At 34.8% G+C, this 25,858-nt stretch carries 23 protein-coding genes; 16 read left to right on the top strand and 7 right to left on the bottom strand.

Annotated elements, in window-relative coordinates:
* Positions 1 to 18: 18 nt before the first annotated feature.
* Positions 19 to 690, top strand: a complete 672-nt coding sequence (locus tag E0I61_RS08715) for a hypothetical protein (RefSeq protein WP_132070728.1) — start codon at positions 19 to 21, stop codon at positions 688 to 690.
* A gap of 45 nt (positions 691 to 735) precedes the next feature.
* Here E0I61_RS08715 and purE read toward each other — a convergent pair whose 3' ends face one another.
* A complete protein-coding gene (gene purE, locus E0I61_RS08710) occupies positions 736 to 1,221 on the bottom strand; it encodes a 5-(carboxyamino)imidazole ribonucleotide mutase (RefSeq protein WP_165929453.1) in 486 nt (161 codons plus the stop codon).
* 89 nt (positions 1,222 to 1,310) lie between these two features.
* On the bottom strand, positions 1,311 to 2,462 hold the full coding sequence (locus E0I61_RS08705) for a 5-(carboxyamino)imidazole ribonucleotide synthase (protein ID WP_132070726.1): 1,152 nt from the start codon (positions 2,460 to 2,462) through the stop codon (positions 1,311 to 1,313).
* A 468-nt stretch (positions 2,463 to 2,930) separates the two neighbouring features.
* On the opposite strand from E0I61_RS08705, the gene E0I61_RS08700 reads away from it, so the two are divergent.
* The 4 genes from E0I61_RS08700 (at position 2,931) to E0I61_RS08685 (ending at position 10,365) form a co-directional block, all read left to right on the top strand.
* Positions 2,931 to 4,010: a helix-turn-helix domain-containing protein gene (locus tag E0I61_RS08700; RefSeq protein ID WP_132070724.1), complete on the top strand. Its 1,080-nt coding sequence runs from the start codon at positions 2,931 to 2,933 to the stop codon at positions 4,008 to 4,010.
* A 240-nt stretch (positions 4,011 to 4,250) separates the two neighbouring features.
* The gene (locus tag E0I61_RS08695) at positions 4,251 to 4,670 is read left to right on the top strand and encodes a hypothetical protein (RefSeq protein WP_132070722.1); all 420 of its coding nucleotides are present in this window, start codon (positions 4,251 to 4,253) and stop codon (positions 4,668 to 4,670) included.
* Positions 4,667 to 9,454 carry a T9SS type B sorting domain-containing protein gene (locus tag E0I61_RS08690; protein WP_132070720.1) on the top strand — a complete coding sequence of 1,596 codons (4,788 nt, stop codon included), beginning with the start codon at positions 4,667 to 4,669 and terminating at the stop codon, positions 9,452 to 9,454. The genes E0I61_RS08695 and E0I61_RS08690 overlap by 4 nt, the downstream gene beginning before the upstream one ends.
* A gap of 23 nt (positions 9,455 to 9,477) precedes the next feature.
* On the top strand, positions 9,478 to 10,365 hold the full coding sequence (locus tag E0I61_RS08685) for a PorP/SprF family type IX secretion system membrane protein (protein WP_132070718.1): 888 nt from the start codon (positions 9,478 to 9,480) through the stop codon (positions 10,363 to 10,365).
* Positions 10,366 to 10,505: 140 nt separating this feature from the next.
* On the opposite strand, the gene E0I61_RS08680 is transcribed toward E0I61_RS08685, so the two are convergent.
* Positions 10,506 to 11,057, bottom strand: a complete 552-nt coding sequence (locus tag E0I61_RS08680) for a hypothetical protein (RefSeq protein WP_132070716.1) — start codon at positions 11,055 to 11,057, stop codon at positions 10,506 to 10,508.
* Between the two features lie 98 nt (positions 11,058 to 11,155).
* On the opposite strand from E0I61_RS08680, the gene hpt reads away from it, so the two are divergent.
* The 4 genes from hpt to obgE all read left to right on the top strand — a co-directional run bounded on the left by hpt (position 11,156) and on the right by obgE (position 14,850).
* A complete protein-coding gene (gene hpt / locus E0I61_RS16450) occupies positions 11,156 to 11,686 on the top strand; it encodes a hypoxanthine phosphoribosyltransferase (protein ID WP_132070714.1) in 531 nt (176 codons plus the stop codon).
* Positions 11,687 to 11,698: 12 nt separating this feature from the next.
* Positions 11,699 to 12,271, top strand: coding sequence for an adenylate kinase (locus tag E0I61_RS16445; protein ID WP_132070712.1), 573 nt, complete (start codon positions 11,699 to 11,701; stop codon positions 12,269 to 12,271).
* 216 nt (positions 12,272 to 12,487) lie between these two features.
* A complete protein-coding gene (locus E0I61_RS08665) occupies positions 12,488 to 13,759 on the top strand; it encodes a hemolysin family protein (protein WP_131995858.1) in 1,272 nt (423 codons plus the stop codon).
* Positions 13,760 to 13,848: 89 nt separating this feature from the next.
* Positions 13,849 to 14,850, top strand: a complete 1,002-nt coding sequence (gene obgE, locus E0I61_RS08660) for a GTPase ObgE (protein ID WP_131995855.1) — start codon at positions 13,849 to 13,851, stop codon at positions 14,848 to 14,850.
* 56 nt (positions 14,851 to 14,906) lie between these two features.
* On the opposite strand, the gene E0I61_RS08655 is transcribed toward obgE, so the two are convergent.
* Complete coding sequence (locus E0I61_RS08655; protein WP_132070710.1) at positions 14,907 to 15,899, bottom strand: glycosyltransferase family protein; 993 nt, start codon at positions 15,897 to 15,899, stop codon at positions 14,907 to 14,909.
* A gap of 485 nt (positions 15,900 to 16,384) precedes the next feature.
* Between E0I61_RS08655 and E0I61_RS08650 the strand changes: the two genes are divergently transcribed.
* From E0I61_RS08650 to E0I61_RS08625, 6 genes are read left to right on the top strand one after another with little or no spacing between them, the layout of a single operon-like run.
* Positions 16,385 to 17,092: a tetratricopeptide repeat protein gene (locus tag E0I61_RS08650; RefSeq protein WP_131995849.1), complete on the top strand. Its 708-nt coding sequence runs from the start codon at positions 16,385 to 16,387 to the stop codon at positions 17,090 to 17,092.
* Between the two features lie 35 nt (positions 17,093 to 17,127).
* A complete protein-coding gene (locus E0I61_RS08645) occupies positions 17,128 to 18,483 on the top strand; it encodes a UDP-N-acetylmuramate--L-alanine ligase (RefSeq protein ID WP_131995846.1) in 1,356 nt (451 codons plus the stop codon).
* Positions 18,484 to 18,491: 8 nt separating this feature from the next.
* Entirely contained in the window at positions 18,492 to 18,950 is a 459-nt protein-coding gene (locus tag E0I61_RS08640) for a GNAT family N-acetyltransferase (RefSeq protein ID WP_131995843.1), read from the top strand.
* Between the two features lie 12 nt (positions 18,951 to 18,962).
* Positions 18,963 to 19,658, top strand: a complete 696-nt coding sequence (gene radC / locus E0I61_RS08635) for a RadC family protein (protein ID WP_132070708.1) — start codon at positions 18,963 to 18,965, stop codon at positions 19,656 to 19,658.
* An 8-nt stretch (positions 19,659 to 19,666) separates the two neighbouring features.
* Entirely contained in the window at positions 19,667 to 20,356 is a 690-nt protein-coding gene (locus E0I61_RS08630) for a YjjG family noncanonical pyrimidine nucleotidase (RefSeq protein WP_132070706.1), read from the top strand.
* Positions 20,357 to 20,358: 2 nt separating this feature from the next.
* On the top strand, positions 20,359 to 21,123 hold the full coding sequence (locus E0I61_RS08625; protein ID WP_132070704.1) for a hypothetical protein: 765 nt from the start codon (positions 20,359 to 20,361) through the stop codon (positions 21,121 to 21,123).
* 72 nt (positions 21,124 to 21,195) lie between these two features.
* Here E0I61_RS08625 and E0I61_RS08620 read toward each other — a convergent pair whose 3' ends face one another.
* Entirely contained in the window at positions 21,196 to 22,473 is a 1,278-nt protein-coding gene (locus tag E0I61_RS08620) for a replication-associated recombination protein A (RefSeq protein ID WP_132070703.1), read from the bottom strand.
* Positions 22,474 to 22,771: 298 nt separating this feature from the next.
* Here E0I61_RS08620 and E0I61_RS08615 point away from each other — a divergent pair, with 298 nt between their 5' ends.
* Positions 22,772 to 23,560 carry a rhomboid family intramembrane serine protease gene (locus tag E0I61_RS08615; protein WP_131995828.1) on the top strand — a complete coding sequence of 263 codons (789 nt, stop codon included), beginning with the start codon at positions 22,772 to 22,774 and terminating at the stop codon, positions 23,558 to 23,560.
* A 59-nt stretch (positions 23,561 to 23,619) separates the two neighbouring features.
* Here the strand turns inward: E0I61_RS08615 and rlmB are convergent, their stop codons facing one another.
* The gene (gene rlmB / locus E0I61_RS08610) at positions 23,620 to 24,354 is read right to left on the bottom strand and encodes a 23S rRNA (guanosine(2251)-2'-O)-methyltransferase RlmB (RefSeq protein ID WP_035668140.1); all 735 of its coding nucleotides are present in this window, start codon (positions 24,352 to 24,354) and stop codon (positions 23,620 to 23,622) included.
* A 67-nt stretch (positions 24,355 to 24,421) separates the two neighbouring features.
* Entirely contained in the window at positions 24,422 to 25,858 is a 1,437-nt protein-coding gene (locus E0I61_RS08605) for a SusD/RagB family nutrient-binding outer membrane lipoprotein (protein ID WP_132070701.1), read from the bottom strand.

The raw sequence follows: 25,858 nt of genomic DNA, 5'->3' as shown, positions 1-25,858 counted from the left end.
TAAATATTCAAAGAAAACATGAATTATCAAATTATAATAAATAGAGTCAATATAGTTGACCAAATTGAAGCGTATTGGACAAATGATGACTACATTAAACTGCTTGAAAAATTCGATTATCCAGATGCTTCTGATGCGGATGCTTCCAGTTTAAAAGAGCTGCTTTTTATGGCAATAAGTGATTTTGAACCCAAAGAGGCTGCCGTGATCGTATTAGAATATAAGTTGTCAGAACATTTAAACGAAGGACAAATCCAACAATTATCAAACGATATGTTTTTGGATAAAGTGTGTGAAGAATATCCGGAGATAGGTTTGCATTCGACTTTATTTCATATCAATCAATTGCTTTTTAAAGCCTATAATGGTAAATTTCCGAATGCAAAAGCAACAATTATCGAGTGTAGTATGACACCATTAGAAAGTGAAAATGAGATGCAGTTGACCAAAGAGAATGTACTGAAATTATTAAGTAATGGCTTGTCAAGTAGTAATCTTATTAAAAGACTGTTTGATAATGCGATGAATGAAAATGCTCCTTTTCCAGAAGCGGAGGATGTTTTGTGGGATTTAACAACTACCGATAATCTTAATTATACGATTACAACTTCGGAATATTGGTTAAATAAAGATGATATAATTGCTTCGGAATTTGAAGGAATTTTAGAAATAGCAGTAGATGTTGAGTAAATAATTCAAGATTTTAAATAAAAAGCTCCATAATGGAGCTTTTTTTTATTTTTTTAGACTTTCTGAAGCAATATTAACGGCTTCTTTCAATCCTGTTTTATATTTAATTATCTTTTCCATCACACTTTTGTCGTGGCTTCCTATGATTTGAGCGGCAAGAATCCCCGCATTTTTGGAGCCATTTAAAGCTACTGTTGCTACAGGAACTCCGCCTGGCATTTGTAGAATAGATAAAACACTATCCCAGCCATCGATTGAATTACTGGATTTTACAGGAACCCCAATAACCGGTAATGGAGACATCGAAGCAACCATTCCTGGTAAATGTGCAGCACCGCCAGCACCGGCAATAATTACCGAAATGCCACGAGTGTGCGCATTTTTGCTGAAATCAAATAATTTTTCGGGTGTTCTGTGTGCCGATACAATATCGACTTCTATTTCTATATCGAATGCTTTTAGGATGTCTATGGCTTCTTGCATTACGGGCATGTCAGAAATGCTTCCCATGATTACGGCTACTTTCATTATTTTTTATTTAAAGATTTAAGTATTTAAAGATTTTTTGAGAAACTCAATTTTGTTGGTGTTCTGAATTTTTCAATCCTTTAATTTTTCAATTAACTGATTACTCTTATCGTATTCTTTACATCCTCGGCAATTCTTCGCGCTTCGTTGATGTTTTGATTTACTATAGTTACATGTCCCATTTTTCTAAAAGGGCGGGTCTGTTTTTTGCCATAAATGTGAGGTGTAACACCATTCCAGCCTAATATTTTTTCAATATTTTGATACACTACATCTCCGGAATAACCTTCTTCGCCCGAGAGATTAACCATAATTCCAGCTACTTTACTGTCAGTATTTCCCAAAGGTAAATTAAGAATCGCTCGCAAATGATTCTCAAATTGCGAAGTATAACTGGCTTCTATGGAATAATGTCCTGAATTGTGCGGGCGTGGAGCGACTTCGTTCACGAGGATTTCATCGTCTTCGGTTTGAAACATTTCGACTGCTAAAAGTCCTACGTGATTGAATTTTTCGGAAACATTCAGGGCGATTGCTCTTGCTTTTTCAGCTATATTATCATCAATTCGAGCCGGACAGATCACATATTCGACTTGGTTGGCTTCCGGATGAAACTCCATTTCTACGACAGGATAGGTTTTTATTTCTCCTGATGGATTGCGACAAACGATGACGGCCAATTCATTTTTGAACGGAACCATTTCTTCAGCAATACATTCTACATTGGCTAAATTGTCTAGATCTGAGATTTGTCGAATAACTTTAACGCCATTCCCGTCATAACCAAATTCCGTACATTTCCATACAAACGGAAGTTTTGTTTTAGAATCCAAGATGTCAACAATTAGACTTTTTAGATTTTTAAATCGCTTGTAATTAGCTGTTGGAATGGCATGTTGAATATAAAAATCTTTCTGTATTCCTTTATTTTGAATGAGTTTCAAAGTTTTAGGGGAAGGATATACTTTTACTCCTTCGTCCTCTAGTTTTACTAAAGCTTCAAGATTTACCAATTCGATTTCGAAAGTTAGAACATCAACTTTTTTACCAAAATTGTAAACCGTTTCAAAATCCATTAAATCGCCTTTGAAGAATTGATTGCAGGCTATTTTACATGGTGCTTCATCACTTGGATCAAGAACATAAGTTTGTATGTCGAATTTTCGGGTGTCAAACAACAGCATTTTGCCCAGTTGTCCTCCGCCGAGAATTCCCAATTTAAAATCAGTAGAAAAATAATTCATTGTGTAGTAATTTGTGCAAAGATAATTGATAAAAAACAAATGTCAATTTATTGTTTGTTGATTTGAGTTGGTTAGTGGTGTTTTTCAAATTTGAAGGTAATAATGATATATTCGTATCTATTTTATGGATTAATGGATAAACAGGTATTTTTACCTGCTTTAGGTTGTTAATTTACCTTTAGTTTAGCAGACTGATTTGAGCCAGTTATAGAGTGAAATAAGTCGATTGTTACTTATTGTATTTGTTAAAGCTGGATTTTAAAATAAATTTAAAATTGGAAACCAATTAAAAAACAGCAAGAAAAATATTTGTTGCTGTTTCGATCTTGAAGACTGGAATTAAAGACATGTCTAAGTTAGTTTGCTAAGTTTTTGATTTTATTGTGATTAACTTTTAATGTGTAGGTTTTATATTGATAAATAATTTACATTTGATTTGATTTTTAAAATAACTAAATCGTTATATGCATGACCTTAAATAATTGGCCTAAACACATTCAAAAATACCTATTTCTTCTGAAGGATGGCTTTCTTGAATTACCCTATTTGTCCAATTCACCACAAGCCTTGTTGGATAGTTTAGTAAAATTACCGGTAACCCATCATAAAACTTTACAACAATCCATTTATTTGAACAATGCTTTCTGTAAAGGGGTAATGCGCTATCGTGAAATGGAAGACGGTTTTTGGTTTTTGGCAACAGATATAAACATCAAAGAAAATATCATCGCTAAAGCAGTTTATGATGAAAATCAATTAAGGGATTATTATTTCCTGTCATTTTCTGTATTTGAATATAAATATCCTTTTAAAAATTCAAATGACATCACGCTTCTAAGTACGTGTTGGACTTTTTACAAACCCGGAACCGAAGTGGCTACCTATTTTTATAAGGGTACAACAGGGACGTTTTTTAATATTGCCATTAGTAAAGAATGGGCTGATAAAAATCTTACGTCTAAAAATTTTCCTCAAAAAGAGGCAATAAAAGATTTTTTAAATACTGAAAAAGGATTTTATACCTGGTTAGACATCGCTCCAAAAGCGCACGGTTTGGCCAAAAAAATATCAAAAATTTTAGAAACCGAAAGTGAGGATTCGTTTAATATTGTTGATTTAAAAAAACAGTGTATGAAATTGATTGCTGCATTTTTTGATAATTCTTTTGAAGATAATCGCATTTTAGATAATGTTTCGTTAAGCAATTTAGATTACTATAATGTTGCCAAGGCAGAGAAAATGATTTTGCACCATTTGCATCTTCCGTTCTTAGGCATCGAGAGTATTGCCGCTCATGTAGAGATTTCACCCACAAAATTGAAGTCTGATTTCAAAACGGTGTTTGGGTTTTCTATGTTGAAATACCACAAAGAAAAAAACATGTTGCTGGCGATGCAATTGATTCAAAATTCTGATATTCCAATTCAAGATATTGCAGCCGTGACGGGTCATGAATGCGGTAGTAAATTTGCCGCCAATTTTAAAAAACGCTTTGGTAAACTTCCGTCTGAAACGCGACTTTTTTCAGAAGTAAAAGAAGCGGTGTAATGCCTTTTTTTGGACTATTTTTTGAGTTTTGTTATTATTTTTTTTAAAATTTTAGCTTTAACTGTAATAATATAAATTATTGATTTTCATTATCTTAATAAGTATAAAATTGAATTTAATCTATTCTTTCTTTAGAAAAACAACAACCAGTCTTAATGGGCTGTCGATATGTCCTAATGGGCTATTCTTTCGCTTTTTTTTCTTTTATTTTTGTCCCAAAATAATTCTAAAACAAACCATATGAAATTAAAATTACTCTTCATTATGAGCGCTTTTTGTGTTTTTTATAATACAATCAATGCTCAGTCAAATCAAACAGAACCAAAGTATATCCAAAATTGGACCCAGCTTGAAGAAGCAAAATTTTATTTTGATGTTTCATATGCTGTGGTAAAGTGCAGCCCAACATCAAAAGCAAAAGTCATTATGAATGCCTTTAACGAAGGAGGGACTTATCCAAAAGTTGGATTTAAGCTTGCTTTGAAAGATGCAGCCGGTAATGAGGCTCAGATGGAAATTGCTCTTTTCGAAACAAAAATCGGAGATATGTTTATCGCGTCCTGCGATTCAGAGGATCATGCCAATCTAAGGTTTGATGTGCCAGAGGGAATAGATGCCTCTACAATGAAAATTTCGATCATTTATAATACAGGATCATGAAAAAAATAATTTCAATCTTATTAATCATTGTATGCTTGGGAGCAAGTGCACAATCTTATGCGCAATCGTGTAATACTGTACCTGTAATCAATAGTTTTTCGCCAAATACTGGGTTTATTGGAAGTATAGTTACAATTTTTGGTGCAAATTTTGATTCTAATACGATCACTAATAATAAGGTGTATTTCGGATCTACGAAAGCCACTGTTGTCAGTGCCACATTTGGAAAGCTGGAAGTTGTTGTTCCTGCTGGAGTCTCTACTGCTCCAATTTCAGTTACAAACCATTGTAATCTTACGGCTTATTCTAACGTTGCTTTTAATGGTATATTTTGTCCAACTCCTTTGGAACCTTTAACCTATAATAGTTTGCCTTATAGTTTACCTATTAGTTATGGAGCATATAACATGTTATCACAGGATTTAGATCTTGATGGGAAACCTGAAGTGGTGTCATCAAGCAATGGTGGTGGTTTATCAATTGCTATTAACAACTCTACACCAGGCGTGCTTAGCTTTACTGCTCAGAATATCAATGCGGGAGGAGGTCAGAGTATTTATGCTGCCGACTTTGATGGTGATGGCTATAAAGATTTACTTTCTACCAGCTATGTCAATAGGAACACAAGCACACTAGGTAATGTGTCAATGGCACCTGCACAAGCTCATCCAGCAGTGAGTTCTTACCAAATTGCTGCAGGGGATTTTAACAACGATGGTAAAATTGATATCATTGGCGGAAATGGATCCAATGTGACTATTGCGTTTAATACAAGCACAGGGCCAGGTAATATTTCATTCGGGCCTGCCCAAATTTGTGCTAATGTGGGATTTTGTACCGGTATTCAAGTAGCAGATATTGATGGAGATGGTAAAACGGATTTTATCGCGTCTCAAGGTGGTTCAAACAGAGCTGTTTCCATTAGAAATACTACTTCTGTTGGAAGTACGACTCCCTCTTTTGAAGCACCTGAATACTGGGCTTCTGATTCTAATCCTGCGGATGGTTTTGGTACCTATCCTTATAGAGCTCAGATTGCTGATTTTGATAAAGATGGTAAAATAGATTTTACATCTTGTAATTATAGTGGAGCAACTAATGTTGCTTTATGGAGAAATATTTCTACTGTCGGTGATATCGTTTTCGCACCAACTGTCAACCTACCATCTCCAACTGGTAACTACAGAATTGGAGTAGGTGATGTGGATGGTGATGGATATGCTGATATTGTGACTAAATCTTTGTCAATTAACGTGTTCTCAGTTTACAAGAATACTACTACGGGCCCAGGAGCTCCAACCTTTGCTACAAGAGTTGATTATACATCCAGCGCTCAAGCAGAAGTTTCGGGTATTGTTATTGGTGATTTAGATGGTGATTTTGTGCCAGATATTGCTACTTCTGGAATAAGTTCTAATCGTATTTTGTTTCATAGAAACGTAAGTTCACAGGTAGATGATACACCGCCAACAGCAACTGCTCAAAATGTGGTTGTAGCATTGGCTCCAAATGGAACAGTGACTGTTACTGCAGCTCAAGTGGATAACGGTTCTTCTGATGCTTGTGGAATTGATACTAGAACACTTTCTCAAACTTTGTTTACATGTGCGAATATTGGTGAAAACCCAGTGACCCTTACTGTAAGAGATAATGCTGGGAATGAATCTACGGCCAATGCAATAGTTAATGTGCAGCCTGCGGCAATTATTGTTTCGGGCCAAACCACTGTTTGTCAAGGTGAGATTATCCCTCTTTTAGCGAATCCCGGAGATTCTTATCAATGGTATAACAATAGCGTTGCCATTAATGGAGCAAACAGTCAGAATTATACAGCAACAGTAACAGGTGCTTATACTGTAGATGTTACAAATGCCGGTGGCTGTTCTGGAACTTCACTTCCTACGGTGGTAACAGTTAACGAAAACCCAACTGTTAATATACTTGAAGGAAATAGAGTTTATTTATGCAGTGGTACAGCAAACTTGACAGCTTCTCAATCATCTACCTATCAATGGATGAAAGATGGGGTTGATATAGCAAATGCTACTCAGCAAATTTATACTACCACTACAACTGGTAATTATAGTGTCAGAGTCATCGATTTGTTCGGATGTTCTGCTCAATCTTCAACAACTGTAGTTTCAAACGGAGCTCCTGTAATTGGAATAACTGAAGGTGCTGCACCAATTTCAAATAGTAGTTCGAGTGATTACGGTAATGTATTCCCGAATGTTAATAATGTTAAGACGTTTACAATAAGTAATGCTGGTACTAATGCATTGGATGTATCGCAAATTTTAATCAGTGGAGTTGATAATCAATACTTTAGTATATTTGGAGCGCCAACATCGGTAGCAGCAAATTCTTCAGCAAATTTTGATTTAATTTTTAATGCTCCAAATATTACTAGTTATAGTGCTGCTGTGACTATAATCAGTAATGATTGTGATAATGCTAGAATTACTTTTAGTGTAACGGCTGAAATTACCTGCGTTGCTGCTGCTTTGACTGCACCTTCTAACATGGTTATAAATGCTGATAGCAATAATTGCTCTGCAACTACAGCTTATATTGCTAATGTTACGGGTGCTCCTGCACCAAACGTGACTTATTCGTTCTCTGGTGCGACTACTGACAATGGACAAGGAACAGGTTCTGGGAGTATATTGAACTTAGGTGTGACTACAGTTACAATTAGTGCAAGCAATCCATGTGGAAATGCCTCACAATCATTCACTGTTACTGTTACAGATAATCAAATCCCGGTAATTACTTCTAATGGAGATAAAACTGTAACTGCTGATTTCAATGTTTGCGGAGCAACTGTAGTTGTTTCGGCATCAGCCACAGATAATTGCACGGTAGATACACCAATAGGCGTTCGAAGCGATGCATTGACACTGGACGCAGTTTACCCAGTAGGAACAACAACAATTGCTTGGAATGTAGCAGATGCTAACAACAATGATGCTGGAGAAGTAACTCAAACAATAGTTGTAACAGACAATCAACTTCCTGTTATTGTTTTCAATAGCGATAAAAATGTAGATGTAGATATAGATGTTTGCGGAGCAATTGTAGTTGTTTCGGCTTCAGCTACAGATAATTGTAATGTAGATGTACCAACAGGAGTTCGAAGCGATGCATTGGCATTGAATGCAGTTTATCCAGTGGGAACCACAACGATTACTTGGAATACAAGTGATATTAATGGAAATGATGCAGATGAAGTTGTCCAAACAGTTATCGTAACGGATAATCAACTTCCTGTGATTGTTTCTAACGGCGTTAAAAATGTAACTGCTGATTTAAATGTTTGCGGAGCAAGCATAGTTGTTTCTGCATCAGCCACAGATAATTGTTCTGTAGATGTACCAACAGGCGTTCGAAGCGATGCATTGGCATTGGATGCGGTTTATCCGGTTGGAAGCACAACTATTAGATGGAATGTATCAGATGTTAACAGTAATGCAGCGGTTGAAGTTGTCCAAACCGTTATCGTAACGGATAATCAACTTCCGGTGATTACTTCTAACGGCAATAAAAATATAACTGCTGATTTAAATGTTTGCGGAGCAAGCGTAGTTGTTTCTGCATCAGCGACAGATAATTGTACTGTAAGCGCACCAACAGGCGTTCGAAGCGATGCATTGGCATTGAATGCGGTTTATCCGGTTGGAACCACAACTATTAAATGGAATACAAGTGATAGTAATGGAAATGATGCGGTAGCAGTAATTCAAACTGTAATAGTGGTTGATAATGCTCTGCCAACAGTGATTACAAAAAACATCACAGTTCAACTTAATGCTACAGGAAATGCATCGATAACAGGAGCTCAAATAAACAATGGATCGACTGACGCTTGCGGAATAGCTACTTTAAGTGTTTTGCCTAATGTATTTACTTGTGCGAATGTCGGAGCCAATACGGTTACTTTGAAAGTTACAGATGTTAACGGAAATGTTGCTACTCAAACAGCGACGGTAACTATTGAAGATAAAGTTGCTCCAATTGTTTTGACAAAAAACATCCCGGTTCAACTGGATGCTTCTGGAAATGCATCGATAACGGCGGCTCAAATAAATAATGGGTCAACTGATAATTGCGGAATTGCTTCAATCAGTTTAAGCAAGCTTACATTCAATTGTTCGAATGTTGGAGCCAATACGGTTATTCTGACTGTAAGAGATGTCAACGGTAATGTAGCAACGGCTTCTGCGGTGGTAACGGTTGTTAATACATTTGGCGACAATGATTCAGATGGAATCAAAGACAATTGTGATGATGATGACGACAATGATGGAGTATTAGATGGTAATGACAACTGTTCTTTAATAGCGAATGCGAATCAAGCGGATAATGACCAAGATATTCTTGGGGATGTTTGTGATGATGATGATGACAATGATGGAATTCTAGACACGACAGATAACTGTCCGATGACTTACAATCCCAATCAGGAAGATCGTGATCACGATGGTCTGGGGGATCTTTGTGATTTGATCGAGGTTAATGTAGCAGAGGCAATGACTCCAAACGGAGATGGTGTTAATGATACCTGGGTTATTTACAATATCGAAAATCATCCAAACTCAATAGTACGCGTTTTCAATCGTTGGGGAACTGAGGTGTTTTCGGCCAGAAACTACCAAAATGATTGGGATGGTCATAGCAAAAACAATAACCAGTCGTTACCTGAAGGAAGTTCGTATTATTATCAAATCGATTTTGAAGGAGATGGTACAGTAGATAAAGAAGGTTGGATATACATAAACAGATAGTCGTAAAATAAGAAACGAAAGACATGAAAATAGTTAAAAACATATTGGCAGGAGCACTACTACTTTTAAGTAGTGCCCTTTTTGCTCAGCAGGAAAGTACTTTTACCATGTACAGGTATCATATGAATATGATAAACCCAGCTTATGCGGGAGTAGATGGTGAAACGGTTGTTACGGGTTCGTTTCGAAGACAATGGACAGGAATTAAGGATGCGCCAGAATCTCAGGCAGTTTCTTTTGGTGCAAATGTTGGAAGTAATTTAGGATTAGGGATTTCTATGGTTAGCGATAAAACATTTATCGAGAAACAAACCATGTTAGGAATTGATTTTTCGTATAAGTTAAAAATGGATGAGACCATGGACTTATACTTGGGGCTTAAAGCGGGAGGTAATTTTTACGATGTAAATACATCGGGACTTCAAACTTATTTGTCGCAATCTGATCCTGCCTTGGAATCTATAAATCATTTTAATCCCAATGTGGGTGTAGGTGCTTTGTTAAAAAATGAAAAATTCTTTGTTTCGCTTTCTGTTCCCAGAATATTAAATACAGAAAGAGCTAAAAATGATGATGGATATGCTTCTGTAGCAACTGACAGACCCCATATTTACCTGAGTGGGGGATATGATTTTAACTTGAATTCAGATGCGTCTTTGGTGTTAAAGCCTTCATTTATGCTAAGATATGTTAATGGCGCGCCAGTCTCTATTGATATTAACTCGATGATTCAGATTCAAAATAATTTTGAAATTGGAGCTATGTATCGAACTGATGAAGCCTTTGCAGGCATAGTTGATTTCACAATAAGCAAACGCATGATGGTAGGTTATGCCTATGAGGTAAGTACCAGAACAGAATTGGCAAGTGCAAAAAACACTAATGAATTTTTTATTCGCTTTAAGTTTTAATAAGACTATCAAAAAACACTTTTGAAACAGTCTTTATTTTGTCAGCCTAATTTAAAAACAGAAGGGGTTGTCTATTTATATAGGCAGCCTCTTTTTTTTGAACAGTTACCCAAGTTGTTTAAATTGGAGAGAAGGGATAATTAATGCCATTTTATTTTCTTCAAAATTTCTCGCGCTACTGCTTTATAGGCTGCCGAATGATTTGCATAATTTTGTTCAAGAATAATTTGTAATTCAGGATGGATCCAATCAAAATGCTTACCTAATACGTATAAGGCTCGGATAGAATAACATTTTGAAGCTACTTTAGTATCGTTTATTAACCAGTCAAAGCAGGTTTCCGTAATTTTTTGCAGATGATTTTCTGAAAGTTGTATTTCTTTGTTTTTAAAATGAGAAGTCACCAGAAGCTGACAAACTTTCGCCATCGGTCGGATCGCGCTTTCGTCTTTTAGTTTCCCAATGTTTTCGCAATAAAAATCCATGTACGGTTGTAGCCATTTCAGTTTTTCGTAAGAAACAAACTCTAATACCCAGCAAGCTTTATGCGAATTTTTATCAGAAACAGTAAAACAAATTGTAATTAATTCGTCAAGAAAATTCGGATTATCTAAAATATGGTGTGCTATTTTTAGTCGGGTTTCTCTGTAAGCTTTAAGGGAATCAAGGTTTTTTTGTAATTCAGAAGCCATCTCTCTTATAATTTGATTTAAAAATACAAATTTAGGATCAAGTATCAATTGTCAAATCCGAATTCTGTATCTTTGCGCATTATTTTAAACATCAAAAAATGATACAACTTCACGATAAACAATTTGTTCCGTTTATTTCTGCTAAAGAAATTGAATTTGCCATCGCAAAAATGGTGGCACAAGTAGAAGACGATTTTGCTGATGAAACACCAGTATTTGTTGGGGTATTGAATGGCGCTTTTATGGTGGTTTCTGATTTTATGAAACAATATAAAAAACCATGTGAAGTCTGTTTCATAAAAATGGCATCTTACGAAGGAACTTCTTCAACAAACGAAGTGAAACAATTAATAGGGCTGAATCAGGATTTGACCGGGCGCTCCGTTATTATAATAGAAGATATTGTAGATACCGGGAATACTTTAGTAGAATTGAAAGCATTATTCAAAAAACAAAATGTAAAACATTTCAAAATAGCGACACTTTTCTTTAAACCCGAAGCCTACACAAAAGACATCAAAATAGATTACGTTGGGATTAGAATTCCAAATAAATTTATTGTAGGTTACGGCTTAGACTACAATGGATTAGGAAGAAATTTGCCAGAAGTATATAAACTAAAAGTATAATTACACAACAACATGACTAACATTGTTTTATTTGGAAAACCAGGAGCTGGTAAAGGAACTCAAGCTGAGTTTTTGAAAGAAAAATATAAATTAACACATATATCTACTGGTGATGTATTTCGTTTTAATTTAAAAAACGATACAGAATTAGGTAAACAAGCAAGAGTATTTATGGATGCTGGGGATTTAGTGCCAGATGAATTAACTACAAAAATGCTTATTGATGAGGTAAATAAACATCCGGATACAAACGGAATTTTGTTTGACGGATATCCAAGAACAATTTCGCAAGCCGAAGCTTTAGACGCATTTCTAACATCAATAGGTTCTCAAGTTGCAGCGACAATTGCACTTGAAGCTGATGATGAGATTTTAGTAAAACGTTTATTGGAAAGAGGAAAAACAAGTGGTAGAATTGACGATCAAGATGAAGAAAAAATCAGAAATCGCTACCAAGAATACAATGAGAAAACAGCTCCTTTAATGAATTATTATCAGGAGCAAGGGAAATTTCACGCAGTAAATGGAATAGGTTCCATTGCTGAAATTACCGAAAGAGTAAGTAACGTGATTGATAATTTATAGGAGCAATTCCAGCTCTACATTACAAGTCCTCGTTAAAAAAATCTATTTTTCTAAGTCATAAAAGGAGCTTCCTATGGGCGCTCTTTTTTGACAAGAAAAATTAACTTTTTTAACTCCGGGCTTTTCATTACCATCTGGGCTAAAATCCAGATTGGAGATTTCAGAAAGTAAAACTCAGAACTCAGATTTTAAATAAAAAACGAATCAACTAAAAAATTGGAAATACTAATTATATTTTTTCTAATACTATTAAATGGGGTTTTCTCTATGTCAGAAATCGCATTGATTTCAGCACGAAAGAACAGATTAGAGACTGCGGCAAAAAAAGGAAACAAAAGTGCTAAAATCGCATTGGATTTGGCCAATTCGCCAAACAAATTTTTGTCAACGGTACAAATAGGAATCACCTTGATAGGAATACTTACGGGTATTTATAGTGGAGATAAAATAACCAAAGATGTTGAAGCCTTTATAAAAGGATTTGAATTATTGACGCCTTATGCACACCCCGTTGCTGTAGGTTTAGTTGTCGTTATTTTGACCTTTTTCTCCTTAGTATTGGGGGAATTATTACCTAAACGTATAGGGTTGAATCACCCGGAATCTATCGCCAAAGCTGTAGCATGGCCTATGAAAATAGTCTCGATAGTTACCGCGCCATTTATTTGGATGCTAACGCATTCAACAGATTTCTTATTGAATATTTTGCAAATAAAACCTACCGCTGACGGTAAAGTAACCGAAGAAGAAATAAAGGCCATTATCAAAGAAGGAACAGAAGGAGGAGAAGTACAGGAAATAGAACAAGATATTGTAGAGCGTGTTTTTCATATTGGAGACAGAAAAATAAACTCATTGATGACGCACAGGAAGTCGGTGGTTTTTTTACCTTTACATGCGGATAAAGAGCAGGTCAAGGAATTCATGCTCAAAGAATTACATTCTATTTATCCGGTTTACGGTGAAAATTATGATGATATTGTTGGAGTCGTTAATCTTAAAAATATTTTCGCTCATTTTGAAAATAAAAACTTCAATTTGGCAGATATAATGACCGAAGCTCCTTTTATGATGGAGCAAACTACTGCTTATGTAGCCTTAGAGAGATTCAAAAAAACAGGTATTCATTACGCATTTGTTTCTGATGAGTATGGTGTTTTTCAAGGTGTAATTACTCTGAATGATATTCTGGAAGCTTTAGTTGGTGATGCATCTGATTTTTATAAAGATGATTTTCAACTAATAGAAAGAGAAGATGGAACATGGTTAGTTGACGGGCATTATTCGTTGCATGATTTCTTGACTTACTTTGAATTAGATGAATTAATCAATGATTATGAAGTAACTACGGTGAGTGGATTAATAATGACGGAACTGTCTCACATCCCTAAACAAGGGGAAAAATTAATTTGGCAAAAATTTGAGTTGGAAGTCATTGATATGGATGGCGTGAAGATTGATAAAGTGATGGTGAAAGCACTTAAATAATTAATAATAAAAATAGAGAGCAGGAGACTGATAGCTTTTTGAATTTTTTCAATCTGAAATCCGAAATCTGAAATCTGAAATTAAAAAAAATGACTGAAGGGAATTTTGTAGATTACGTTAAAATATATGTTTCTTCCGGAAAAGGAGGAAAAGGATCTACGCATTTGCATAGAGAAAAATTTATTGAAAAAGGTGGTCCTGATGGTGGTGATGGTGGTCGTGGTGGGCATGTTTTTTTAGTTGGTAACAAAGGTCTTTGGACATTGTTTCACCTTAAATTTGCCCGACACATCAAAGCCGGGAATGGTGGAGATGGTAGTGGTGACAGAAGCACAGGTGCTGACGGAGATGATAAATTCATCGAAGTCCCTTTAGGAACAGTAGTAAAAGATAAAGAAACTGGAGAGATATTATTTGAAATTACCGAAGATGGTGAAAAGCAAATACTTTCTCGTGGTGGAAAAGGTGGTTTAGGAAACTGGCATTTTAGAAGTTCAACCAATCAAACACCTAGGTATTCTCAACCGGGTTTACCTGGTTCAGAGATGGATGTGATTTTAGAATTAAAAGTGTTGGCTGATGTTGGTTTAGTAGGTTTTCCTAATGCAGGAAAATCAACGCTATTGTCAGTATTGACTTCTGCTAAACCCAAAATTGCAGATTATCCTTTTACAACCTTAAAACCAAATCTTGGAATTGTAGCATACAGAGATTTTCAATCTTTTGTAATTGCAGATATTCCTGGGATTATTGAAGGCGCGGCTGAAGGAAAAGGATTAGGACATTATTTTCTACGTCATATTGAACGTAATTCAACGTTACTTTTTCTAGTTCCTGTTGATACTCCAGATATCAAAGCGGAATATGATATTTTGGTAAACGAATTGACAAAATACAATCCGGAAATGCTTGACAAAGAGCGTTTGTTGGTTATTTCAAAATGCGATATGCTTGATGATGAGTTAAAAGCTGAGCTAAAAGTAGAATTAGACATTGCTTTCAAAGACATTCCTTACATGTTTATTTCATCTGTTGCTCAGCAAGGCTTAACAGAATTGAAAGACAAATTGTGGAAAATGTTGAATGACTAACATTTAAAAACTTTATATAAAAAGGTGTTCTGAAAAGAGTACCTTTTGCTTTGGTGTTATTTGCTATTATAGGTGTCAAATAAAAACTGCAAGGTTTCAGGGATGTTATTGGCTTGTATCTTCGGGTATTTTATAGCAGAATCAAGCCAACTCCCTATTATTAAATAAAAATCATCTCCAACATCATAAAGAACAGGAACGCCCATTTTTTTGAGCGCAGCTGCATTGCATTCTTGTTCATAATGTTTCCGAATGGGAATCGAAAGTATTTTTTTTTCTAAATACAATGCCTCAGCAGGCGTTTCAAATCCTCCGCCGGTAATAATTCCTTCGCAATTGATGAGGCTTTTATTGAAGTACTCTTGATTAACGGGGAAATAAGTAACGTTTTTTATTGTATGTTTGGTTTGCACATCATTCAAAAACCAATGAAAATGAAAGTTAGGAAGTTTGTTGAATGCTTTTTCTAAACAATCCTTTTGAAAAGAAGGTAGATAAACGGTAATATGGCCTTTGTTTTTTGGTATGGCATTTTTGATTTCATCTTTAATAATTGGAGGAAGTATAAAGGAATCGTATTTGTCAAAATGCAATCCAATATATTGTGGAGAAGGAGCATAATGTTTCAGAATCATTTCGCCCATAATGCTCTTTTTTTCAGGTCTGGGAGTCAAAGGGGATATAAAACTTGCTTGATGACCGAATTGAATTGAATGTACCTTTTGTAATTTGCAAGCCAAAGAAGTAATCGAATCAAAATCATTGATGACCACGCCATAGTTTTTAAGTGGTAAAGCATTTGCGTCTTTATATATTTGTTTTGGTTTGATGTTTCTGGCAATATCCCAGTAATTCAAACCACCACATTTACTATAATGCAGGCTGCAACCCTCGCTTTTGAATTTTATTGGTAAATTGATATCCAGACTAGCATTGTTGCCACTCATAAAAAAATCAACTTCACCAAATTTTTGCAGATAAGGATATAATTGTATCGCTCTGCTGATGTGACCATTGCCCGTTGCCTGAATAGCATAAAATATTTTCATGTGATTTTATTTAGAAAGTAAGGCATTTAAAAATAGCTAGGATAAGATTTTGATAACAATATCATTGATGATTTTGTCTTCGTTGCTCCCATGATTTTCGGTAATGTAAATAACACGGATTTTTTGATTTGACATTTTATGATTTGTCTCAATACATTCATGTGTGATTCTGGAAAATAGCTTTTGCTAAAACTCCACATATCGATAATATCCCCATTTAAAACCAGCATTTTTGGTTGAATTGATTTAAATATAGCAGTAATTCTTTAGCTTGACAACCGAATGTTCCTAAGTGTACATCGCTAAATACGACTAAAGGAATTTTTATCTTTCTTTTCATAATTTGTTTTGACGAAATTAAGCACTCTATGTTATGATACTGTTTCTTGTTTATTATTATTTCTCTCAGTATTATTTTGTTTGTTCACTTTTTTTATGAATAAAAAAATCTGTTTAATACTTCAAAATTTCCTTATTTTTGGACAATGAAACAGATTCTTTATTTATTTTTATTCCTACCGGTTATGATGTGGGCTCAATCTGATTTTGACAGAGCAGAAAAATTATATAAGGCTGATAAAATAGATCAGGCCGAGTTGATCTTTGAATCTGTATTGAAAGCAAATCCTTCGGATTTGAAAACAATAGAATATTTAGGAGATATTGCGGGTTATTATAAATCATGGGATAAAGCTATTGTTTATTACAATAAGCTGAAAGTTTTAAAACCATCAGAAGCCAATTATCATTATAAATATGGTGGAGTTTTAGGGATGAAAGCCAAAGAATCTAATAAATTTAAGGCGCTTGGAATGATTGATGAAGTCAAAGGTTCTTTTGAAAAAGCCATAAGCCTTAATCCAAAACACATTGAATCCCGTTGGGCTTTGATAGAATTATACATTCAGTTGCCAGGAATTGTAGGCGGAAGTGAGTCTAAAGCAATAAGATATTCAAATGAATTATTGCGATTGTCTCCGGTTGACGGCTATTTGTCAAGAGGTCATATTGAGGAATATTTTAAAAGATATAAAGTAGCAGAACAACAGTATAAAAAAGCGATAATTGCAGGAGGTTCAAAAACAAGTTATCAAAAGTTAGCTAGCTTGTACAAGAACAAAATGAGAGAGCCTGAAAAAGCAAAAACAGTCTTAGAATCATATAATAATAAAGTTCAGGGGAGATTTAATTGATCTTGAATACAACAACCTTAACCAAAATAATTAGAATGCGTACACATTTTATAGCTATCGGAGGAAGCGCCATGCACAATCTGGCTTTAGCACTACACAACAAAGGATATCAAGTTACAGGAAGTGACGATGCTATTTTTGAACCATCAAAATCAAGATTAGACAAAAAAGGGATTTTACCTCCAGCATTAGGTTGGTTTCCTGAAAAAATAACGTCAGCTATTGAAGCGGTAATTCTTGGGATGCATGCAAAAGCTGATAATCCTGAATTATTAAAAGCACAAGAATTAGGGTTGAAAATATACTCTTATCCTGAATTTCTTTACGAACAATCCAAAAACAAAACACGTGTTGTCATTGGCGGTTCTCATGGCAAAACGACGATAACTTCTATGATTTTACATGTGATGCATTACCACGATATAGCGGTAGATTATATGGTGGGTGCGCAACTGGAGGGTTTCGATACGATGGTGCATCTTACGGAAGAGAATGATTTTATCGTTTTGGAAGGGGATGAATATTTGTCTTCGCCAATTGACCGAAGACCCAAATTTCATTTGTATCAACCAAACATTGCCCTAATTTCAGGGATTGCGTGGGATCATATTAATGTTTTTCCAACGTATGAGAATTACGTAGAGCAGTTTGAAATTTTTATTGATAAAATTACCAATGGAGGGATTTTAGTTTACAATGAAGATGATGCTGAAGTAAAAAGAGTATCTGAAGCCGCTACGAACCCAATCCGAAAACTAGCGTATCATACGCCAAAATATTCTGTTAATAATGGTGTGACACTTCTAGAAACTCCTGAAGGTGACATGCCAATTGAGGTTTTTGGAGCGCATAATCTTAATAATTTGGCTGGAGCCAAATGGATTTGCCAGAATATGGGTGTTGATGAAGCTGATTTTTATGAAGCTATTGCCAGTTTTAAAGGCGCATCAAAACGATTGGAAAAAATTGCTGAAAGCAAAACAAAAGTAGCCTATAAAGATTTTGCGCATTCACCAAGTAAAGTTGCCGCAACTACAAAAGCGGTGAAAGAGCAATATCCAAACAGAACTTTGGTGGCTTGTTTAGAATTGCATACCTATAGCAGTTTGAATGCTGAATTCCTGAAAGAATATGAGGGAGCATTAGAATATGCCGATAAAGCGGTAGTTTTCTATTCGCCCGATGCTGTAAAAATCAAACAGTTGGAAGAGGTTACGTACGAACAAATTGCTAAATCTTTTAATCGTGAAGATTTAATTATTTATACCAATCCAAAAGATTTTAGAAACTATTTGTTCAACTTGAATCTTGAAAATTCTGCTTTGTTGTTGATGAGTTCCGGAAATTATGGTGGATTAAATTTTGATGAAGTAAAGGAATTGGTAAAGTAAGAAGTGATATGAATGATTCTATAAAAATTTATAAAACTACGAGTGAAAATCCGGACTTCATTACTCTAATCACAGCATTAGATAAAAGTTTATGGGAGCGTTATCCGGAATTAAAAACAAATTATTGGGGTAATAATATTTTGGAATTAAATCCGAATGTTGTTGTTATTTATTTGGAAGACAAAGCAGTGGCTTGTGGTTGTTTTAAAAAATACGATAAAAATGTAATTGAAATTAAGCGTATGTTTGTTTCTCCTGAAGCTCGAGGAATGGGCTTAGCTCAAAAGATTTTACGTGAATTAGAGCTTTGGGCACATGATTTAGGATATTCATTTTCTGTTTTGGAAACATTACACAAACAAAAGGAAGCCATTGCTTTATATCAAAAAACAGGATATAGTATAGTTGATAATTATGAACCTTATGTGGGTTTTGAAAATAGTATTTGCATGCGGAAACAAATTTAAACATCAAAATGAATGGCTGAAAATTCCTTTTTTCCTATAACGAATTGGTCCGAAGACGATAAGCCACGTGAAAAACTAATGCTGAAAGGCAAAAGCGTTTTGAGTGACGCTGAATTGATTGCCATTTTGATTGGTTCAGGAAGCAGAAACGAATCGGCGGTTGATTTGAGTAAAAGGATTTTAGCAAGCGTAGAGAATAATTTGAATGCGTTAGGGAAATTGTCCATTTCACAATTAATTAATTTCAAAGGAATAGGGGAGGCGAAAGCCATTTCCATTATTGCTGCTTTAGAATTAGGAAGACGAAGAAGGGCTGAAGATGCGGTGGAATTAATGAAAGTTACTTCCAGTAAAATAATTTTCGAAATCATGCAGCCTATTATTGGGGAGTTGCCACACGAGGAATTTTGGATCATTTATTTGAATAATTCGAATAAAGTGATTTCGAAATCTCAGTTGAGTAAAGGTGGAATCACGGGAACTTTGGTCGATGTTCGCATCGTTTTTAAAACGGCACTTGAGATGGGCGCGACAGGTTTAATCTTGTGTCACAATCATCCTTCGGGAACTTTAATTCCAAGTGATGCAGACAAACAGATTACAAGAAAATTAAAATTGGCAGGCGATAGTTTAGAAATAAAAGTATTAGATCATTTGATTGTTACTGAAAAGAACTATTTTAGTTTTGTTGATGAAGGAATATTTTAAAACATAAAATGAAACATACTATAATAACTGATGTTTTCTTTGATTTAGATCATACACTTTGGGATTTTGATAAGAATTCAGAGTTGACATTTGAGACTATTTTTAATAAAAGTCATCCCGCAATTGAGACTAAAGTATTTATTGAAAAATATGTGCCGATAAACCAAGAATGTTGGAAGCTATATCAATATGATAAAATCACCCATGCAGAATTGCGTTACAATCGATTAAAGTATTCTTTTGATGCTCTTGATTATTCGATTTCTGATGAAGAAATTAATACTATAGCAAATGATTATATTCGTTTCTTACCCGAAAACAATCATCTTTTTGATGGAACAATTGAAGTGTTAGACTATTTGAATCAAAAATATAATCTTCATATAATTACCAATGGATTTGCCGAGGTTCAATACAAAAAAATAAATAATTCTAACATCGGGAGTTATTTTCAAACCATCACAAATTCAGAAATGGCTGGAGTGAAAAAGCCAAATCCCATTATTTTTGATTATGCTTTAGATTTGGCCAAAGCCAAAAAAGAGAATAGCATCATGATAGGAGATAGCTTAGATGCGGATGTTCAGGGTGCTCTTGACTCCGGATTAGATGCTATTTTTTTTAATGAAAGTAAAATGCAGGTTGAACAACATATTAAACAAATTAATCATTTATTAGAACTTAAAAAATATTTATAAAGATGAAAAAACAATTTTTATTATTGTTACTATTGGCCGTTAGTTATTCCTACTCTCAATCTGTGAATGATTACAAAGCTGTAATTGTTCCTTTAAAATATGATTTTCTTAATGGAGAGAATCAATATCGTTTGAGTACTTTAACTAAATTTAATTTAAACAAAGTAGGTTTTGTTGCTTTCTACAGTAAAGAGACTATTCCTGGTGAGTATAGTAATCGTTGTGATTTGTTGTATGTAGACGTGGTCAAAGAAAGCGGTTTTTTGACTACAAAACTCTACATAACCATGAAGGACTGTAATGACAAAATTATATTTCAATCCGCTGTTGGTAGAAGTAAAGAAAAAGAATATCAGGTTGCTTATACTGAAGCGTTGAACGAAGCTTTTCAATCTGTTTATGACTTGCAATATAAATACAGTGGGATTTCGACTGCGAAAGTTCAATCGGCGATACAACCAGAAGTTGTTAAGCCTGCGACGGCATCGGTTACTGTAGTAAAGACTGCCGTGAGTGAGCCTGTTGTGGGTATTGCTTTACTTACAGATTCTAATTTATTGTATGCACAGCCTACAGCTACTGGTTTTCAATTGATAGATAGCACACCAAAGGTTATTATGAAGTTATTTAAAACCTCTCAGCCGAATTCCTTTATCGCAATTAAAGACACGGTTCAAGGGTCATTAATTCTAAAAGACAATCAGTGGTATTTTGAATATTACCAAAACGATAAATTAATTTCTGAAAAAGTAGCAGTTAAATTTTAGACTTCAGAAATCTGTGATAGAAAATAATTCCATAAAAAAGGTCTTAAGAAGTTAAGACCTTTTTTATGGAATTTAATACCCGTATTTATCTTTCCAACGGTTTTTAAGAAATTCCCTAATACTATTTTCTCGGGAGTTATTTCCTGGAATATATATTGGAGTCTTGCTTAATGCTTCCGGTAAAAATTCCTGTTCAGCAAAATTATTGGTATAATCGTGCGAATATTTGTAGTCTTCACCATAGCCTAATTCTTTCATTAATTTTGTTGGTGCATTGCGTAAGTGAATAGGAACCGGTAAATCTCCGGTTTGTTTTACAAGTTGTTGAGCCGTTCCAATGGCTAAATAAGAAGCGTTACTTTTAGGGGAAGTCGCTAGGTAAACGGCGCATTGGCTCAAAATAATTCTGCTTTCAGGATATCCAATTGTTGCAACAGCCTGAAAAGTATTATTAGCCATAATAAAAGCAGTTGGATTAGCATTTCCTATATCTTCACTACTTAAAATTAGCATTCTTCGGGCAATAAATTTTACATCTTCACCGCCTTCAATCATTCGGGCAAGCCAATAAACAGCGCCATTAGGATCACTTCCCCGAATTGATTTTATAAAAGCAGAAACAATGTCATAATGTTGTTCGCCGGTTTTGTCATACAAAACGGTATTTTGTTGTACCAAGGCGAAAACACGATCATTCGTGATTATAATTTCGTCTTCATTAGATGCATTTACTACAAGTTCAAAAATATTTAATAGTTTGCGTCCATCTCCGCTAGAAAGTCGCAGTAGCGCTTCTGTTTCGCTTAAAATAATATTTTTTGTAGACAAATAATTGTCCGTTTTCATAGCGCGTTCCAGCAGGGACTCTAAATCTTTTTTTGTAAAAGCATTCAAAATATAGACTTGACAACGGGATAGTAATGCAGGAATAACTTCAAAACTCGGATTTTCGGTAGTGGCACCAATAAGAGTAATCCAGCCTTTTTCTACCGCTCCTAAAAGAGAGTCTTGTTGTGATTTGCTAAAACGGTGAATTTCATCGATGAATAAAATAGGGTTTTTAGCAGTAAACAAACCGCCACTTTGTTTCGCTTTTTCAATCACATCACGAATATCTTTGACACCTGAATTGATTGCACTCAAGATATAAAATGGTCGTTTCGATTCTTGCGCAATAATTTGAGCTAATGTGGTTTTTCCAGTTCCAGGTGGTCCCCAAAAAATTAATGAAGGAATAATTCCTTTTGCAATTTGTTGCGTCAATGAACCATTTGGTCCTACAAGATGGGATTGACTGATATAGTCTTCTAATTTTTGTGGTCGTATGCGTTCTGCAAGTGGTGCTTCCATTTATTTTTTAAATCTGAAATGCTTCGCCAGTTCGTTGGCGCTCGGGTCTGAATTCGTTAATCCTAAATCATATATATAACTCTGGTAAAATTACTATTTTTATTTGGAGCTATTTCCAGCTGTACACTATATCTTTGGTATCTCGTTGAAAAAACGAGATGCTAAAGGATGCCGTTTCCATCTGGGCTAGGTAATTGTATTAAAAATACATTTTAAGTTCAAATATGACAAAATAGCATTAAATTGCTTTTGGAGAAGTTTTTGAATTAAGACTAGAACATAAAACTTCACGCTATTCATGGAAAAGCATTTTAAATTTACCAATTCAGTTATTGGACTGCCTCTTTTTTTTGTGGTAATCCTGTGGTTTGTTTTTTGGCTCGAAATCCGATTTGATTTTGACTTTGTGCAAAATGGTATTTATCCAAGAACTTTTTCAGGTTTACAAGGTATTTTTCTAAGCCCATTTATTCATGCTGATATGGAACATCTTTATAATAATTCGGTTCCCTTACTAATTTTATTGGCAGCGCTACAATTTTTTTATGCAGATCAATCGATAAAAGTTATTGGATACGGAATTTTGATATCGGGATTTATTACTTGGGTTATTGGCAGAGATAATTATCACATAGGGGCAAGCGGATTAATTTATGTTCTCTTTAGTTTTGTTTTTTTTAAAGGGATACAAACTAGATACAATCGATTAGTAGCCCTTTCTCTTGCGGTGATAGTTGTGTATGGAGGCTTGGTTTGGTATGTTTTTCCTAGCCCTGAGATAACAGGAAATAAATCTATTTCATGGGAAGGTCATTTGGGGGGATTACTTACGGGATTCTTTCTTTCGTTAGTTTATAAAACTCCGGAATATAAAAAAATTATCAAATATGATTGGGAACACCCAGATTTTGATCCTTTAGAAGATAAATTTATGCAGCGATTTGATGCCAATGGAAATTTTGTAAATATCCCAAAAATTGAAGAAAATGTAGAACAGCAGGAATTTCCATCCTATTACACGTCTAATTTTCCAGTAGGTTATGAGATTGTCACAAATGAAAAAAATGAATCAAAACCTAAGTCTTGATTCATTTTTAGTAAAGAGTTATGTGTATAGTATTCTAAAAATCTAAGAAGTCCAACAATCTAAGATCGCTGTCTTACCGCTTCATATAAAAAGGCTCCACAAGCCACTGATACATTCAATGAACCAATAGTTCCAAACATCGGAAGTTTAGCTTTCTCGTCAACAATTTTAAGTACTGACGGGTTTACGCCTCTATCTTCAGATCCCATAATTATTGCAACGGGTTCGTTTAAAGAAATGTCATAAATATTTTGATCTGTTTTCTCAGTTGCTGCAACAGTTTTTATGCCACTAGCTTGCAAAAGAAATATAGCATCTTTAATGTGTTCTACTTTACAAATCGGAATGTTAAATACTGCTCCGGCTGATGTTTTTACAGTATCCCCATTAACAGGAGCTGAGCCCGCTTTTTGAACGATTATACCATTTACACCAGTACATTCAGCAGTTCTGATTATAGCACCAAAATTACGAGCATCAGATATTTGATCCAAAATCAAAAACAGGGGTTTTTTCCCATTTTCAATTACAGATTCTATCAAAGACTCTAAGTCAAAAAAGGAAATAGGAGAGATGGTAGCTACGGCACCTTGATGGTTATTAGGCGTCAATCTGTTTAGTTTTTCAACTGGAACATAAGAAAAATTAATATTACCACGTTTCATCACTTTCATCAAATCTTTCATCAGTTCGCTGCTCGCTTCCTTTTGAATATAGACTTTGTCTACCGTTGCGCCTGCTTGTATTGCTTCAATTATTGCTCTAATCCCGAATATTTGATGTTCTTTTTCCATGGTGCAAAGATATAAAAAAAAACCACCAGCTTTAGCTGATGGTTTTAAAATATTATTTTGATGATAATTAGAATTTATCCCAAAATACTTTTGTTGTTTGTGTATCGCCACCAATTGCTGCAGATGCTGCTGCATAGTTGACTTTATTTAAGTTTTGTTCACTAATAGGATAGGTATATCTCGTTGGAACTGGATCTTCAGATACATCTGGCAGGTTAAAGCCTGGGAAATCATAAGTTCTCCAAGCAGTCCATGCTTCATAACCTCTGTTATACATAGCTAACCAAAGCTGATTTCCGATTTTTACTTTCCATGTTCCTGGAGCTGTTGCATAATTTACATTAGGAGTAAGTAAATAAGCAGCTACATTTGGAGCTCCCCAGTAGTCAAATGATGCAGTAATACCTGCATTATAAAATCCAGCAGCAGTAGCAGGTGTTCCCGAAATAGAACGTTCTGCTGCATCAGCTAAGTAAAAGCATACCTCTGAATAATCCATTAAAGAAGCTGGATTAGTTGGGTCTATTATTCTAGCACTTACATGAGAAAATGATGGAAAACTACTAACACGACCATAAGTTCCACCTTCATATACACCAGTTCCTAAATTTTCATCAAAATAGAAAGGTCTTCTAGGGTCATTAAGAGCATTCATTTTATCTACTAATGTATTAGCAATAACAAAATCTGATCTTCCAGATTGTACTAAATCAACCCAAACAGGATTGGTGTTAGGTGTTGCATTAGAATAAGCTAAACTTGCATTATCTGCGTTTGATGTAAATACACCACCACTAACAGCTGCTTGAATTGCTGATTTTGATTTAGCAGCTAATGCAGGGACATCTGCAACTCGTACTCCCATTCTTAACAGTAATGAATTACCGAATTTTTTCCAATTAGCGGTATTTCCACCATAAATATTATCTGCTACGCCAAAACCGCTATCAGTTAAATTTGGAATTGCAACAGTTAAACGTGTAAGTAAATCACTATAAATGGTTGATGCATCATCATATACAGGTAATACATACTTACCTGCATTTAACGCTTGAGAATAAGGAATATCTCCAAATGTTTCAACCATTTGTGTCCAAGCATAAACAGTCAATATCTCAATTTGAGCATTTTTTGTCTTTCTGGTATCCGCTGATAATGTAAGATCTGCATCGTTATTTATTTTTGCAGTAGCAAGATCTGACAAAACATCTCTGTAGATTTCAGACCAATGACTTTGTGTAATATTACGTGTATTGAAATCGTAATTGGCTTCGTCTACGTAAGTTGTTTCTGTCCAGTGCTGACCTAACATCCTATAGATATTGGTGTTTACATTGGTACTCGTCATTTGATCAAATAAACTCTTGGTTGCTGAGTTGAATAAAAACTCTGAGCTAACCTGTGTAGGGTTTTTTGGATCTCTATTTTTATCTTCATATCTGTCATCAGATTGACAAGATATTAAAGTAATAATAGTTAAAGTTGTTAATATTATTTTTTTCAT

It is taken from the genome of Flavobacterium ranwuense (assembly GCF_004349315.1).
Lineage (GTDB): Bacteria > Bacteroidota > Bacteroidia > Flavobacteriales > Flavobacteriaceae > Flavobacterium > Flavobacterium ranwuense.
This window is presented reverse-complemented; position numbering and strand designations above follow the sequence as displayed.

Excerpts from the sequence above, each read along its gene's own strand:
- E0I61_RS08715 (WP_132070728.1), top strand. The coding sequence starts at position 19 with ATGAATTATCAAATTATAATAAATAGAGTCAATATAGTTGACCAAATT.
- E0I61_RS08705 (WP_132070726.1), bottom strand. The coding sequence starts at position 2,462 with ATGAATTATTTTTCTACTGATTTTAAATTGGGAATTCTCGGCGGAGGA.
- E0I61_RS08700 (WP_132070724.1), top strand. The coding sequence starts at position 2,931 with ATGACCTTAAATAATTGGCCTAAACACATTCAAAAATACCTATTTCTT.
- E0I61_RS08695 (WP_132070722.1), top strand. The coding sequence starts at position 4,251 with ATGAAATTAAAATTACTCTTCATTATGAGCGCTTTTTGTGTTTTTTAT.
- E0I61_RS08690 (WP_132070720.1), top strand. The coding sequence starts at position 4,667 with ATGAAAAAAATAATTTCAATCTTATTAATCATTGTATGCTTGGGAGCA.
- E0I61_RS08685 (WP_132070718.1), top strand. The coding sequence starts at position 9,478 with ATGAAAATAGTTAAAAACATATTGGCAGGAGCACTACTACTTTTAAGT.
- E0I61_RS08680 (WP_132070716.1), bottom strand. The coding sequence starts at position 11,057 with ATGGCTTCTGAATTACAAAAAAACCTTGATTCCCTTAAAGCTTACAGA.
- hpt (WP_132070714.1), top strand. The coding sequence starts at position 11,156 with ATGATACAACTTCACGATAAACAATTTGTTCCGTTTATTTCTGCTAAA.
- E0I61_RS16445 (WP_132070712.1), top strand. The coding sequence starts at position 11,699 with ATGACTAACATTGTTTTATTTGGAAAACCAGGAGCTGGTAAAGGAACT.
- obgE (WP_131995855.1), top strand. The coding sequence starts at position 13,849 with ATGACTGAAGGGAATTTTGTAGATTACGTTAAAATATATGTTTCTTCC.
- E0I61_RS08655 (WP_132070710.1), bottom strand. The coding sequence starts at position 15,899 with ATGAAAATATTTTATGCTATTCAGGCAACGGGCAATGGTCACATCAGC.
- E0I61_RS08650 (WP_131995849.1), top strand. The coding sequence starts at position 16,385 with ATGAAACAGATTCTTTATTTATTTTTATTCCTACCGGTTATGATGTGG.
- E0I61_RS08645 (WP_131995846.1), top strand. The coding sequence starts at position 17,128 with ATGCGTACACATTTTATAGCTATCGGAGGAAGCGCCATGCACAATCTG.
- E0I61_RS08640 (WP_131995843.1), top strand. The coding sequence starts at position 18,492 with ATGAATGATTCTATAAAAATTTATAAAACTACGAGTGAAAATCCGGAC.
- radC (WP_132070708.1), top strand. The coding sequence starts at position 18,963 with ATGGCTGAAAATTCCTTTTTTCCTATAACGAATTGGTCCGAAGACGAT.
- E0I61_RS08630 (WP_132070706.1), top strand. The coding sequence starts at position 19,667 with ATGAAACATACTATAATAACTGATGTTTTCTTTGATTTAGATCATACA.
- E0I61_RS08625 (WP_132070704.1), top strand. The coding sequence starts at position 20,359 with ATGAAAAAACAATTTTTATTATTGTTACTATTGGCCGTTAGTTATTCC.
- E0I61_RS08620 (WP_132070703.1), bottom strand. The coding sequence starts at position 22,473 with ATGGAAGCACCACTTGCAGAACGCATACGACCACAAAAATTAGAAGAC.
- E0I61_RS08615 (WP_131995828.1), top strand. The coding sequence starts at position 22,772 with ATGGAAAAGCATTTTAAATTTACCAATTCAGTTATTGGACTGCCTCTT.
- rlmB (WP_035668140.1), bottom strand. The coding sequence starts at position 24,354 with ATGGAAAAAGAACATCAAATATTCGGGATTAGAGCAATAATTGAAGCA.
- E0I61_RS08605 (WP_132070701.1), bottom strand. The coding sequence starts at position 25,858 with ATGAAAAAAATAATATTAACAACTTTAACTATTATTACTTTAATATCT.